General features: G+C 72.3%; 11 protein-coding genes. 6 read left to right on the forward strand and 5 right to left on the reverse strand.

The genetic code is table 11. The features are described from left to right. Positions 1-77 precede the first annotated feature (77 nt). The 5 genes from AB0H57_RS06760 (at position 78) to AB0H57_RS06780 (ending at position 7,397) form a co-directional block, all read left to right on the forward strand. Positions 78-608, forward strand: coding sequence for a R3H domain-containing nucleic acid-binding protein (locus AB0H57_RS06760; protein ID WP_357503708.1), 531 nt, complete (start codon positions 78-80; stop codon positions 606-608). Positions 609-729: 121 nt separating this feature from the next. Continuing rightward, the gene (rsmG, locus tag AB0H57_RS06765) at positions 730-1,437 is read left to right on the forward strand and encodes a 16S rRNA (guanine(527)-N(7))-methyltransferase RsmG (protein ID WP_357503710.1); all 708 of its coding nucleotides are present in this window, start codon (positions 730-732) and stop codon (positions 1,435-1,437) included. Positions 1,438-2,306: 869 nt separating this feature from the next. Then, positions 2,307-3,377, forward strand: a complete 1,071-nt coding sequence (locus AB0H57_RS06770; protein WP_357503712.1) for a ParA family protein — start codon at positions 2,307-2,309, stop codon at positions 3,375-3,377. A gap of 27 nt (positions 3,378-3,404) precedes the next feature. Next, entirely contained in the window at positions 3,405-4,433 is a 1,029-nt protein-coding gene (locus AB0H57_RS06775; protein ID WP_357503448.1) for a ParB/RepB/Spo0J family partition protein, read from the forward strand. Positions 4,434-6,674: 2,241 nt separating this feature from the next. After that, on the forward strand, positions 6,675-7,397 hold the full coding sequence (locus AB0H57_RS06780) for a hypothetical protein (RefSeq protein WP_357503450.1): 723 nt from the start codon (positions 6,675-6,677) through the stop codon (positions 7,395-7,397). A 77-nt stretch (positions 7,398-7,474) separates the two neighbouring features. Here the strand turns inward: AB0H57_RS06780 and AB0H57_RS06785 are convergent, their stop codons facing one another. Continuing rightward, entirely contained in the window at positions 7,475-8,494 is a 1,020-nt protein-coding gene (locus AB0H57_RS06785; RefSeq protein ID WP_357503452.1) for a D-alanine--D-alanine ligase, read from the reverse strand. Positions 8,495-8,501: 7 nt separating this feature from the next. Beyond that, on the reverse strand, positions 8,502-9,815 hold the full coding sequence (locus tag AB0H57_RS06790) for a PLP-dependent aminotransferase family protein (RefSeq protein WP_357503454.1): 1,314 nt from the start codon (positions 9,813-9,815) through the stop codon (positions 8,502-8,504). A gap of 293 nt (positions 9,816-10,108) precedes the next feature. Between AB0H57_RS06790 and AB0H57_RS06795 the strand changes: the two genes are divergently transcribed. Further along, positions 10,109-10,774, forward strand: a complete 666-nt coding sequence (locus AB0H57_RS06795) for a GNAT family N-acetyltransferase (RefSeq protein ID WP_357503456.1) — start codon at positions 10,109-10,111, stop codon at positions 10,772-10,774. A gap of 43 nt (positions 10,775-10,817) precedes the next feature. Here the strand turns inward: AB0H57_RS06795 and AB0H57_RS06800 are convergent, their stop codons facing one another. The 3 genes from AB0H57_RS06800 to trxB form a co-directional block, all read right to left on the reverse strand. Next, positions 10,818-11,984 carry an N-acetylmuramoyl-L-alanine amidase gene (locus AB0H57_RS06800; RefSeq protein ID WP_357503458.1) on the reverse strand — a complete coding sequence of 389 codons (1,167 nt, stop codon included), beginning with the start codon at positions 11,982-11,984 and terminating at the stop codon, positions 10,818-10,820. 171 nt (positions 11,985-12,155) lie between these two features. Beyond that, positions 12,156-12,479, reverse strand: a complete 324-nt coding sequence (gene trxA, locus AB0H57_RS06805; protein ID WP_357503460.1) for a thioredoxin — start codon at positions 12,477-12,479, stop codon at positions 12,156-12,158. Between the two features lie 95 nt (positions 12,480-12,574). Then, positions 12,575-13,525, reverse strand: coding sequence for a thioredoxin-disulfide reductase (gene trxB / locus AB0H57_RS06810; RefSeq protein WP_357503462.1), 951 nt, complete (start codon positions 13,523-13,525; stop codon positions 12,575-12,577). Between the last annotated feature and the right edge of the window lie 150 nt (positions 13,526-13,675).

A 13,675-nucleotide genomic window follows, 5' to 3' on the forward strand; every position in this document is an offset into this window, starting at 1 on the left:
CCGTGACCGACACCAGCATTCCCAGCGTCGACCCGGCCGTGGACGAGGAGAACGCTTCGACCACGGACCAGGACGACCTGGCGGCCCAGGACGACGTGGCGGAGACCGACGCCGAGGGCGGCACGCGGGAGCGGAAGGCCCCGGCCGAGAGCGAGCTGTTCCGGCAGAGCGAGATCGCCGCCGACTACATCGAGGGCCTGCTCGACGTCCTCGACTACGACGGTGACATCGACGAGCTGGTCTCTGGTGGCCGGCCGATGGTCGAGGTCGTCGGTGGGCGGCTGCAGAGCCTGGTCGGCCAGCGGGGCGCCACCCTGGAGGCGCTTCAGGAGCTGGCCCGGCTGGCGGTGTTCCGGCAGACCGGCTCGCCGAGCCGGCTGCTGCTCGACGTGGGCGGATACCGGGCCACCCGGCGCAAGGAGTTGGCCGCGGTCGCCAAGAACGCGGTGGAGAAGGTCAAGGAGTACGGCGAGCCGGTGCGGCTGGAGCCGATGTCCGCCTTCGAGCGCAAGTGCGTGCACGACGTCGTCAACGCGATGAGCGGCGTGGAGAGCGAGTCGGAGGGCGTCGAGCCCAACCGGCGCATCGTCGTCAGCCCGGCGGACTGACCGAGTGGGCGACCAGCACGTTCCCGGCCCGGGTGGCACGCCGCCCGGGCCGTCCCCTGTCCCCGCCCCGTCCCTCCCCGACGAACCGGAGGCCGTACCGCCCGCCGCCGGACCGTCGGAGGTGGTGCTGCCGGCCGAGCTGGCGGGTGCCGCCCGTGCCCTCTTCGGCGACCGGCTCGACCTGGCCGCCGCGTACGCGGAACTGCTCGCCACCGACGGCGTGGTCCGCGGCCTGATCGGACCCCGCGAGGCGCCCCGGATCTGGGACCGGCACCTGCTCAACTGCGCCGCCGTCGCGGAGCGCATCCCGGCGGGCGCGAGGGTCATCGACGTCGGCTCCGGCGCGGGGCTGCCCGGCCTGGTGTTGGCGATCGCCCGACCCGATCTCGAGGTCACCCTGGTCGAGCCGCTCGCCCGCCGGACCTCCTTCCTCGTCGAGGCGGTGGAGCAGCTCGGGCTGACCCGCTCGGTGCGGGTGTTCCGCGGCCGCGCCGACGAGGCGGCCTCCGGAGCGACCGGCGTCGGTCCGTTCCGTGGGGACGTGGTCACCGCCCGCGCGGTGGCCCCGCTGGACCGGTTGGCCGCCTGGTGCCTGCCGCTGGCGGTACGGGGCGGACGGGTGGTCGCGCTGAAGGGCGCCTCCGCGCAGGAGGAGATCGCCGAGCACGCCGCGGCGGTGGCCCGCGCCGGCGGTGGCGAGCCGGTCGTGCACCGGTGCGGCACCGGGATCATCGACCCGCCGACCACGGTGGTCGAGATCGTTCGGGAGCGGATGACGGTGCCGCGGGGAGCAAAGGCCTCCCGGGCGGCCCGTCGGCGGGGACGCTGACGTCCGGCGTCGTCCGTGGCCCTTCCCTCGCTCCTCGGTCACGACAACCGGGGGTGGGCCTCGGCCCGCTCGTCGCTCGTCGCTACTCCTCGTCCTCGTCGGTCCCTCTCCTCGTCGGTCCCTCTCGTCACCGTCGCTACCTCTCGGTCGGTCAGGGTGGCGTTCCGCGTCGGCCCGCCGGTGATCCCGATCTCTATCGGTGCGCGTAATCGGGCTTCCCGTCAGGTGTTCCGTCGTTGGACACGTAACGGGATGAGCACCCGACATGGACCCGCCGCGCCTGTGCGCCGTAGGCTGGCCGAGCGTCGATAGTGTGGAGCGGACGGCACCGCAAGGCATCGGTCCGGGCCGCTCCCGGAGGGCCGGCCGCCCGGCGGAGCGGGCGTGCGAGGCCAGTTGACGGGGTGCGGACCGACATCCGGAGCGGGCAGGGATGACAGGTGCATGACGACGGCAGGTACGACGACCCACGGGTGAACGGTTCGGACGGCTCAGCCTCCACAACGGACCGTGTTTCACGTGAAACCGACCAGCACAGCGGATCAGCCGGCGAGTCGACCGATTCCGCCGCGAACTGCGATCCCGTCGTCCAGCGGGACGTGCCCCCGACCGGCGTCCCCGCCGTACCGCCCGGAGACGCCGGACCGAACACCGGTGCGCCGGGCCCGGTGCCGTCGGCGCGGGCGGGATCTGACGGCCCGAGTCGCCCGGCGAATCTGCCGGGGGTGGCCGGGTCCGATGGCCCGAGCCGGCCGCCGAACCTGCCGGGGGTGGCCGGGTCCGACGGCCCGAGTCGGCCTTCGAACCTGCCGGGGGTGGCGGGATCCGACGGCCCGAGCCGGCCGGCGAACCTGCCCGGGGCGCGGCCGGTGGAGCCGCGCCGCAACGTGGCGGCGCCCGTGCGCTTCGAGCCGCCGGCTACCGGAGCGGCGGTGCCACAGCAGCCCGTCGCACGAGCAGTCCCGGACGCCACGCCGGCGGGGGCCGCAGGGGAGACGGTCGCCCCGTACGCTCAACCGGACGGGGCTGCGTACGTTTCACGTGAAACTTCGACGCGCGAAGAGGATGATCCACCGTTGGCTATGGAGGCGAGGCGCGCCGTGCAGATCCTCAATCCGAGTGGCGAGGTGACCATGCCTCGACCGGAGCGGACGCGGGTCATGTGCGTCGCCAACCAGAAGGGCGGCGTGGGTAAGACCACGACCACGGTGAACCTGGCGGTGGCCCTCGCGCTGCACGGCAACCGGGTGCTCGTGGTCGATCTCGACCCGCAGGGCAACGCCTCCACCGGGCTCGACGTGCCGCACCACACCGGCATCCCGGACGTCTACGACTGCCTGATCAACAGCATGCCCTTGTCCGAGGTGGCTCAGGCCGTGGACGGCATCCCCAACCTGTGGTGCGTGCCGGCGACCATTGACCTGGCCGGCGCCGAGATCGAGCTGGTTTCGGTGGTCGCCCGGGAGTCCCGCCTCGCCCGGGCGATCGCCGCCCACCCCGGCGACTTCGACTACGTGTTCATCGACTGCCCGCCGTCGCTCGGCCTGCTGACCGTCAACGCGTTGGTGGCCGCGCAGGAGGTGCTCATCCCCATCCAGTGCGAGTACTACGCGCTGGAGGGGTTGAACCAGCTGATCAACAACATCAACCTGGTCCGCCAGCACCTGAATCCGGCGCTGGAGGTCTCGACGATTCTGCTCACCATGTACGACCGGCGTACCCGGCTGGCCGACGCCGTCGAGCAGGACGTCCGAAACCACTTCGGCGACAAGGTGCTCCAGGCGGTGATTCCCCGCAACGTGCGCGTCTCCGAGGCGCCGAGCTACGGGCAGTCCGTGATGACCTACGACCCCGGCTCCCGGGGTGCCACCAGCTACTTCGAGGCCGCGCAGGAGATCGCCGAGCGCGGAGCCAAGGAGCCGGTGAGCCGGCATGCGTAGTACGGACAACCCGCTGGGAGGCGTGGCATGAAGAACCGACCCCGTGGCGGTCTGGGACGCGGGCTCGGCGCGCTCATCCCGACCGGTCCGGCGCCGGCCGACGGTACGACGGACACGGCGCCCGGCCCGCAGACGGTGAGCCCGGCCATCCTGCCCGGGCCTTCGGAGGCCCCCTCGGCAGAGCTGTCGGCGCCCGCATCGGAGGCCCAGCCGGAGCCGGAACTCAGCCCGGTCCCGGGGGCCCGGTTCGCCGAGATCCCGGTCGACGCGATCGTGCCGAACCCCAAGCAGCCCCGGCACGTCTTCGACGAGGACGCCCTGGAGGAGTTGAAAACCTCGATCCGGGAGGTCGGCTTCCTCCAGCCGATCGTCGTACGCCAGCTCGACCCGGACAAGTACGAGCTCGTCATGGGTGAGCGGCGTTGGCGGGCGGCCCAGGCGGTCGGCCGGGAAACCATTCCCGCGATCGTCCGGGACACCCGGGACGACGCGATGCTGCGCGACGCCCTGCTGGAGAACATTCACCGGGCCAACCTCAACCCGCTCGAAGAGGCGGCCGCCTACCAGCAGCTGCTGGAAGAGTTCGGTGCCACCCACGAGGAGCTGGCGCGCCGGATCGGCCGCAGCCGACCACAGATCTCGAACACCATCCGGCTACTCAACCTCCCGCCGCAGGTGCAGCGCCGGGTGGCTGCGGGCGTCCTCTCCGCCGGCCATGCCCGGGCGTTGCTCAGCCTCGACGACGCCGAGGCGCAGGAGCAACTGGCGCTCCGGATCGTCGCCGAAGGGCTCTCCGTGCGGGCCACCGAGGAGGTGGTGGCGCTGGCCTTGGCCGATGGGCCGGCCAAGGCTCCCGCCGCCAAGCGCCGGCCGAAGCCGCACGCACCGGCGCTGACCGACCTGGCAGATCGGCTCTCCGATCGCTTCGACACCCGGGTGAAGGTAGACATCGGGCGGAGCAAGGGGAAGATCACCATTGAGTTCGCCACCGTCGACGACCTCGAGCGGATCGTCGGCATCATCGGCGTGATGAAGGGCGACGAGCCCGAAGACTGACCGAGCCTCGCCGACGCCGGCCGCGTGTCCCGATATCAGGGGGACGCGGCCGGCGTCGCTCTCGCTCAGGCGGGCGTGCTGGCATCGAAGTGGCGGGACCGACCGATGGTGTGGAATCTGGTGTCGGACGGCTCCGGCTGCCGCCCCGGCACCGCTCCGAGGGGTTGTAGCAGCTCGCAGGTTTCACGTGAAACGTGGGCGGGTGCTGGAGCGGATGGGCGATGGCCAGCCTCCCGGATCATGCTGGGTCGGTCCGATGGCGTGAGCCGCGGTCTTGAGAGCAAGCGGTCTGCCCAACAATCCCGTCGCCCGTCGCCCGTCGCCCGTCGCCCGTCGCCCGTCGCCCGTCGCCCGTCGCCCGTCGCCCGTCGCCCGTCGCCCGTCGCCCGTCGCCCGGTTAGGCCCGTCGCGCCCGACCGGTCGCGCCACCGACCACAGTTCTGACGCCACCGGTCTCAGACCGGTTCAGTCTGAGACCGAACGGCGTGGCCGGCCCACCGACACGTCTCCGATGCCAGACGTTGACCGACAGCTTCCGCGGTCGGTGCAGTCGGCGTGCGACCGACGTGCGCCGCCAGGGCGCTCGCGGGCGGACGGTGTCCGGCTCGGGAGCCAATCCGATCGCCAGCGCGTATCGGTTGAGCCGTTTCACGTGAAACCCCGACACGGTGCCCGAGGGGCAGTGGTCGGCCGCCGTTGCCGGGACCGACCTGAGTTGTCGAGCGATCGCCACTCCTTGCCGTTCCGTCTTCCGCTAAGCCAGGCGATGCGGTTGCCGGGGAGACGCCGCAACGAGATGTGGCAAGCGACGATGCGCCGCAACGGGGAGGCGCCGCAACGGGGAGGCGCCGCAACGGGGAGGCGCCGCACCGACGATTCGACCTGCCGGCGCAGCATTGCTCGACGGCCCGGAAGCATTCGATCGGCACGCGGCCGGCAGTGACCCGGGCACCCTCAATCGCCCGGTACCGCGTCGACTGGAAGTGCGCCTCCGGCGTCGCACCGTCGAACGGAGCCATGCCGAAGACTTGGCGTGTCGGGAACGAGGCTGGAGCTGCCCTCGCCGATCTCGCACCTGCCAGCCGGTGCTCTCATACGCCGGTCTTCGGTTGCTTGCCAGGCGCCAGCCGCGTCGCTGTTTCACGTGAAACCGGCGGCGGCGATCGACGTCGCTACTGCGCCGGCCACCGTTCCGATCCGGCGCACTGACGGAGATCACGTCGAGGGATCTGGTCCAGCCCAGCGCACTCGGTAATGCACAGGCCGGCCCTCTTTGAAGTCGAGCCGAAGCCCCGCCCTCCTTCGTGGGTGTGGGCGCCATCGCCCGCCCTCCTGGCTGTGATGGCCTTTCCTCACTCCTGAGCCCTCTCCGGGGCCGTTCGGCGCGTCCTTGACGCATCAGGGCCGGGCAAGGCCGCCCCAGGGCGCCTCAGCGCCTCTCACGCCCCCGATCGCTCGACTGACGTCGGGCGGTCCCCAGCCCTCGCTTCCGCGGGGCCGCCGCGTCCTTTGCGCCGGGCCTGGTGGAGGTGGCGCCGTCACGCTGCCAGGCTGCCGAGCAGCCTCGAACCGAGCAGCCTCGAACGCTGACCCCGACCGAACCACGCCCCAGGGGCCCGGCTCGGGACCTCAGCCGGCGAACCAGTCATCGACGCACCGCTGCGGCGACCCAGGCGGGCCGGATCTGCGTCGTACCCGGCAATCCCGTTCCGCCGTACTGCACCTGCCCGGCGGCCCGGACCCTGCCGGCTCAGGGAGCGCGTCGAGACCACCCGTTGCAAACGGGCACCCCTTCCGCGGTTCGCTCGTTAGGGAGGAAGGGCGCGTCCGGCCCGGCCTGACGAGCGTGCAGAACGAGCGCCGACGATCGGGTGAACCCGGGCGACCGACGGCGACGGGAGACCGATCGAGCCAGCGGGGCTGATGGTCGCGGCCAGCGTGCGAGGGCCTTGGCGAGAGGTGCACTCGGGGCCTCTGGAAGAGCAGGGCCAGCGTAAAAGTTATCCACAGGGGTTTTCCACAGGCTGACCTGTTTCACGTGAAACCCCGCGTAAAACAGGGTGTGAGCCTGTGGATGACGGGGTGTGCTGTGGATCTCAGCGGCCCTGTACAGAGGCTCCGACGTACGCCGAGGAGCCGTGAGCCGCTGTTGCGGCGCGGGTGTTGATAGGGACCCTCCGCTGCACGAAAAGCGATGGCAGGGGATCCCTCCTTGCAGTCGGCTCGGTTAGGGTCACCCTCGTGCCCGACACCCCTCCCTCAGTTCCGGACTTCACCCAGTGGCCATCCTTTCCCTTCGAGGGCGACATCCGCGTCAAGCACATCGAGGACCCCGTCGCGGAGGAGCCGCTCCGTAAGGGCGAAGGTAACCGCGACTGCACCGCCTGCCAGGCTCCCGACGAGGCGTACATCTGGGTCGGCGAACGGTGGCGGGTGCGGGCCATGGACCGGCCCACCGGCCTGCCGATGGTGTTGATCCTGGAGTCCCGGTCGCACCTCGACCTCGGGGACCTGCCCAACCTGCTCGCCGCCGAGTTGGGTGTCATGACCGTCCGTCTGGAGCGGGCGATCCGGTCGCTCGACGGCGTTGCGCGGGTGCACGTGAACCGTTGGGGAGACGGGTCGGCGCACCTGCACATGTGGTTCCTCGCCCGGCCGTACGGGCAGCTCCAGTTGCGGGGGACGTTCCTGCCCCTCTGGGATTCGATCCTGCCGCCCATCCCGGAGTCGCGGTGGCGGGAGAACCTGGCCATGGTCGCCGCCTGGCTGGCCGAGTTCGGCGGGCGCCCACTCGCCGAACCGCCGCGCATCCAGTGGCAGGCACCGTCGAGCCTGTCCGGCCCGGCCGCCGAGCCGGCGAGTGAGCCGGACGAGCCGGCGTCGGTGATCGAGGCCGCCGAGGAGGCGCCGGCGCCCGAGGACGATGACGAGGAGCAGCCCGCGCCCGGCACGGGATCCGCCTGACGCGGCGCCGGGGCCGCACGCACCGCCAACGGGCTAGCGGTGCCGCCCGGCGGGCTGAGCGGTGCCGGGTGACAGGCTTAGCGGTGCCCGGCGACGGGCTGGCGGTGCCGGGTGACGGCCCGGGTGACCAGGGTGCCGAGCACCCGGCCGAAGTCCAGGCCGCCGGCCTGGATCGCCAGCGGAAGCAGTGAGGTCTCGGTCATGCCGGGTGACACGTTGACCTCCAGCACGTGAGGCCGGCCGTCCGCGTCGACGATCAGGTCCACCCGGGACAGGTCGCGCAGGCCCAGCGCCTGGTGGGCGGCGAGCGCGACGTCGGCCACCGCGGTCGCCACCTCCGGCTCCAGCCGGGCCGGAGCGTGCCAGGTGGTGCGGCCGGCGGTGTAGCGGGCCGCGTAGTCGTACACGCCGTTGCGGGGCACGATCTCCACCGCGGGCAGGGCCTGCGGCCCGTCCCCGAGGTCCAGCACCGACACGGCGACGTCCTTGCCGGGCACGTAGCGCTCCACCAGCGCGGTCGAGTCGTACGCGAAGCAGCCGACCATGGCGGCGGGCAACGCCGCGTCGTCCCGGACCACCGCGGCGCCGAGCCCAGACCCGCCCTGGGCGGGCTTCACCATCAGCGGCAGCCCCAGCCGGTCCACGATCCGGTCCAGCACGGCCACCGCGCCCAACTCGGAGAACCGGTCGTGCGGCAACGCCACCCAGTCCGGGGTGGGGATGCCCGCCTCGCGGAGCACCGCCTTCGCCGACGGCTTGTCCCAGGCGAGCCGGGACGCCCGCGCGTCGCATCCGACGTACGGCACGCCGCACAGGTCGAGCACGCCGCGCAGTGAGCCGTCCTCCCCGGTGGCGCCGTGCAGCGCGATCACCACGGCGTCCGGCGGGTCCGCGCCGAGCGCCGGCAGCAGGGCAACGTCCGCGTCGCGCAGCTCGGCCTCCAGCCCGGCGCCGCGCAGCGCGTCGAGCACCCGGCGCCCTGAGCGCAGCGACACGTCCCGTTCGTAGGAGAGCCCACCGGCGAGCACCAGGACGTGCAGTTCGCCCGTCGTGGCGGGGTCGGTCACCAGGGAACGTTCGGCGGGGGTGGCAGCCATGCCGGAATCATGCCAAGTCGGGTCCGGGGGCGTCCGCGCCGGGACGGCCCCGCCGGATTTCGGGACGGTCCACCGGCCCGAAGATCCGCCGCATGGCGATGTCCTGCTCCATCACCCCGGCCAGCCGGCGGACCCCCTCGCGGATCCGCTCCGGCGGCGGGAAGGAGAAGTTGAGCCGGATGTTGCCGCTGCCCGACCCGTCGGCGTAGAAGCCGGTGCCCGGCACGTACGCGACCCGGGCGGCGATGGCGCGGGGCATCATCGCCTTGGCGTCCAGCCCGTCGGGCAGGGTGGCCCAGACGAAGAGGCCACCACCGGGCGTGGTCCAGGTGGTGCCGGCCGGCATCATGTCGTCCAGGGCGTCGAGCAGGGCGTCCCGGCGCTCCCGGTACACCTCGCGGTAGACCTTCAGCTGCTCCTGCCACGGCATGGTGGACAGGTACGTGGTGACCGCCGCCTGGGCGTACGCGCTGGGGCAGAGGATCTGCGCCTCGCTGGCGATCACCAGCTTGTCGCGGACCGCGTGCGGGGCGAGGATCCAGCCGACCCGCAGCCCGGGCGCGAAGGTCTTGGAGAAGGTGCTCAGATAGAAGACGCCCTCGCGGCGGCGGGCCCGCAGCGGCAACGGCGCCTCGCCCTCGAAGCCCAGCTGACCGTACGGGTCGTCCTCCACCACCAGCAGCCCGGCCCGCTCGCAGATGTCCAGCACCCGTTCCCGCCGCTGCTCGCTCAGCGTCACGCCGGCCGGGTTCTGGTAGGTGGGGATGGTGTAGAGGAACTTCACCCGGCGGCCGGCGCGGGCCAGGTCGGCGATGGCCACCTCCAACGCCTCGGGGATCAGCCCCTCGTCGTCCATCGGCACGTGCACCACCTGCGCCTGGGCGGCCTGGAGCACCCCGAGTGCGCCGACGTACGTCGGGCCCTCGGCGAGCACCACGTCGCCCGGGTCGAGGAAGAGGCGCGCCACCAGGTCGAGCGCCTGCTGGCCGCCGACCGTCACCACCACGTCGTCCGGCGAGGCGCCGCAGGACGCGTCGATGCCGGAGAGGGCCATCACCTCGCAGATCCGCTCGCGCAGCTCCGGGGTGCCCTGGCCGATGCCGTACTGGAGGGTGGTGGCGCCGTGCTCGGAACCGAGCCGGCCGAGCATCTCGCCGACCGCGTCCAGCGGCAGCGCGGCGATGTAGGGGGCCCCACCGGCGAGCGAGACGACCTCCGGCCGGCTGGCCACCGCGAAGAGCGCCCGGATCTCCGAGGCGGTCATCCCGCGCACCCGCCGGGCGTACCGGTCGGTGTAGTCGTCGAGTGTCGTGCCGGTCATGACATCACCTCGATCGCGTGTCGAATGGCTCCCACCCGGGTGGTACCCGGGTCGCCGGCGACCATGGCGGCGCGGGCAGCGATTCGTCGATCCTAGTTCGCCCCGCCCACCAGCGACTCCACCACGCGGTGGAGGTCCACATCCCGGACCCCGGTGGGGCACCGACGGCGGGCGTTCGCGCGTCCTCTCCCGTACGGTCGAGTGGCGGCGTACGATCGCTCGTCGGGGGCAGGAAGGCGGCGGCGTCGTACCGCGGTGGTTTCACCTCTGAGCCTAAGTGTGGGGATGCGCCAATGTCGCGACGTCTGGTCAGTCTGACCCTGGACACCTTGGAGGACCTGCCTCGTCCATGCCGGGAGTGCGTCTTCTGGGAACTTGATCCGGTTTCCGCCGAGCGGGCCTGCGCGGCCGGCGACCCCGGCCTGGAGAAGGAGGCCTGGGTCTCCCAGACCCTGCTGGAGTGGGGCTCCTGCGGCAAGCTCGCGTACGTCGACGGGATGCCGGCCGGTTTCGTCATGTACGCCCCACCGGCCTACGTCCCCCGCTCGATGGCCTTCCCCACCTCGCCCGTCTCCGCCGACGCGGCGCTGCTGATGACCGCCCACGTGATCCCCGCGTTCGCCGGTGGCGGCCTGGGCCGGATGCTGGTCCAGGGGGTCGCCCGCGACCTCACCAAACGCGGCATCAAGGCGATCGAGGCGTTCGGCGACGCGAAGTTCGGTGACGTGGACGAGCTGGTGAGCGGCTGCGTCGCCCCGGCCGACTACTTCCTGTCGGTGGGCTTCAAGACGGTCCGCCCGCACCCCCGCTATCCCCGTCTGCGCCTGGAGCTGCGCACCGCGCTGTCCTGGAAGTCCGACGTCGAGTACGCGTTGGAGAAGCTGCTCGGCTCGATGAGCCCGGAGACCCTGCTCCGCCCGGTCCGTCCCGCCCCGGCCACCCGTTCCGCCGGCCGCTGACCGGCGGGCACTCCACGGCCCACCGGCGCGGGACGGCGGCAGTTCAGTCGACCACGGTGCCGGCGGTGACCACCGCGCGCAGCTCGCTGACGTCGAGCGAGCCGGTCGGCACGTCCCGCTCGACGGGCAGGTACATGCGCTGCACGGCGGCGACGATCGCCTCCGCCACCCGGTCGCGGAACCGCGGGTCGACCAGGCGGGCCCGGTCGGCGGCCGAGGTGAGGTAGCCGACCTCGACGCGTACCGCGGGCATCCGGGTGAGCCGGAGCAGGTCCCAGGTCTTGGCGTGGGTGCGGCAGTCCCGCAGCCCGGTCCGGGCGACGATCTCCCGCTGCACCAGCCCGGCGAGCCGTTCACCGGTCGCCGAGGTGACCCCGTTGTCCGTTCCGTAGTGGTAGGTCGCCACGCCCTCGGCGGCCGGGTTGGCGTGCCCGTCGGTGTGCAGCGAGATGAACACGTCGGCGCCGAGCGAGTTGGCCAGCTCCGCCCGGTCGGCGTCCGGCAGGCAGGTCCGGGGCGCCGGCCCGCGGGTGAGCTGCACCCGTACCCCGGAGGCGGCCAGCCGCCCCTCCAGCCGGCTGGCCAGGTCGTGCGCCAGGTCGGCCTCGGTCCAGCGCAGCGGGCCGTCCGGCACCACCTGGCCCGGGTCGGTGCCGCCGTGGCCGGGGTCGATCACGACGGTGCGGCCGACCAGGTTCGGACCGGACTGGCGGATCGCGTCGGACTCCCGCAACCACTGCGGCCGGCCGCCGACCACCTTGCGGCCGAGCCGCCGCAACGCCCCCATGGTGTACGGCCCGCACGCCCCGTCCGGTTTCAGCCCGACCTCACGCTGGAACTGGGCCACCGCCCGGGAGGTCTGCACGCCGTAGACGGCGTCCGCGCGGCCCACGTCGTACCCCATCTCCAGCAGGCGTTCCTGGAGTGTCCGGACGTCCTCGCCGGTGAGCGGCTCGGGCACCGCGTGGTACAGCGTCCGGGCACCCAGCCGCCAGCGGGCCTGGTCCAGCGCCCGCCAGGTCTCCGCACCGACCCGGCCGTCCACGCTCAGGCCGCGGGACTGCTGGAACGCGCGAACGGCGCGTTCGGTGGGCGGGTCGAACTCGTCGCTGTCACCGCCGTCGGCCGGGGTGAGCAGGTCCAGGCCGGTCAGCACGGCGCGGATCTCCGTCACCGCCGGTCCCCGGTCACCGGGTCGGATCGGACGCACGTTCGACCCCCTTCGCAGCACGGGTGCGCCGATGGACGGGTACCCCGGTCGCCCCGCTTGAGGCTAAGCGCTGCCGGACGCCGGTGGTGCCGGGTCCGCGCAGGTCAGCCCGGAAAAGACGGAACCCCGCGTCCGCCGAGGGGCGCGGGGTTCCGGCGTGCCGGTGATCGGTCAGAGCGCGGACTGGATCAGCTTGACCAGCTCGCCCTTGGGCTTGGCGCCGGCGATGGACTGCACCGGCTCGCCGTTCTTGAACACGGTGAGGGTCGGCACGGACATCACCCGGTAGGTCCGGGCGGTCTCCGGGTTCTCGTCGATGTTGAGCTTGACGATGGTGACCTGGTCACCCATCTCGCCCGCGATCTCCTCCAGCAGCGGCGACACCTTGCGGCACGGGCCGCACCACTCCGCCCAGAAGTCGACCAGCACCGGCCGGTCGGACTTCAGCACGTCGGCGGCGAAGCTCGCGTCGGTGACGACCTTTGTTGCTCCCACTATGACCCTCCTCCGGGGGTTTTCGTTCCTGTCGTGCGCTCCGCCGCCGGGGCGGAGCAACGTTGCTCGGTGCCCGCCGGGGGGCGGGGACCCGGTCAGGCCAGGGTGGCGATGAAACGCTCGGCGTCCAGGGCTGCCGCACAGCCCGTACCGGCCGCGGTGATCGCCTGCCGGTAGGTGTGGTCGACCAGGTCGCCGGCGGCGAACACGCCGGGGATGCTGGTGCGGGTGCTGGGCGCCGTCACCTTCACGTACCCCTCGTCGTCCAGTTCCACCTGGTCGCGGAAGAGTTCGCTGCGCGGGTCGTGGCCGATGGCCACGAAGACCCCGGTGACGTCGAGCACCTTGCTCTCGCCGGTGTGCACGTTGCGGACCCGTACGCCGCTGACCTTGCCGTCGTCGCCGAGGATCTCCTCGACCACGGTGTTCCACTCGACCTTGATCTTGTCGTTGCCCAGCGCCCGGTCGGCCATGATCTTGCTGGCCCGGAAGCTGTCGCGCCGGTGGAGAATGGTGACCGACTCGGCGAACCGGGTGAGGAAGCTCGCCTCCTCCATCGCGGAGTCGCCGCCACCGACCACCACGATGTGCTGGTTGCGGAAGAAGAAGCCGTCGCAGGTCGCGCAGGAAGAAACGCCGTGGCCCAGGTATTCCTGCTCGCCCGGCACGCCCAGCGGGCGCCAGGCCGAACCGGTGGCGAGGATCACGGCCTTCGCCCGGTACGCGGTTTCACCGACCCACACCGTGCTCACCGCGTCCGAACCGACCTCACCGGTGTCCTTCAGGTCGACCCGGGTCACGTCGTCGGTGAGGAACTCGGCCCCGAAGCGCTCGGCCTGCTTGCGCATGTTGTCCATCAGTTCGGGCCCGAGGATGCCGTCGGCGAAGCCGGGGAAGTTCTCCACCTCGGTGGTGGTCATCAGGGCGCCACCGGACTGCGCGCCCTCGATGACGAGCGGCTTGAGGTTGGCGCGCGCGGCATAGACCGCCGCCGTGTAACCGGCCGGCCCGGAGCCGATGATGATCAGGTTGCGGACCTCGTCCACTGCCGTCTCCCGATGTGTGTGTTCGTCATCCGTCCCGGCGGGCGTGGCGCCCGGGGCGATGCCGGTTCGAGTGCCGACGGCCCACGTCGTCGGCGACCTGACTTGCAGAACGTCATCGTACGAAGCGGGGATTCCCGCGCCGGTCGTCCG

Origin of the sequence: Micromonospora sp. NPDC050686 (genome assembly GCF_040654475.1) — a bacterium.
Taxonomy (GTDB): domain Bacteria; phylum Actinomycetota; class Actinomycetes; order Mycobacteriales; family Micromonosporaceae; genus Micromonospora.

What these genes read in the sequence shown, in the direction of transcription:
- AB0H57_RS06775 (WP_357503448.1), top strand. Translation starts at nt 3,405, where the DNA reads ATGAAGAACCGACCCCGTGGCGGTCTGGGACGCGGGCTCGGCGCGCTC.
- AB0H57_RS06790 (WP_357503454.1), bottom strand. Translation starts at nt 9,815, where the DNA reads ATGACCGGCACGACACTCGACGACTACACCGACCGGTACGCCCGGCGG.
- AB0H57_RS06785 (WP_357503452.1), bottom strand. Translation starts at nt 8,494, where the DNA reads ATGGCTGCCACCCCCGCCGAACGTTCCCTGGTGACCGACCCCGCCACG.
- AB0H57_RS06795 (WP_357503456.1), top strand. Translation starts at nt 10,109, where the DNA reads ATGTCGCGACGTCTGGTCAGTCTGACCCTGGACACCTTGGAGGACCTG.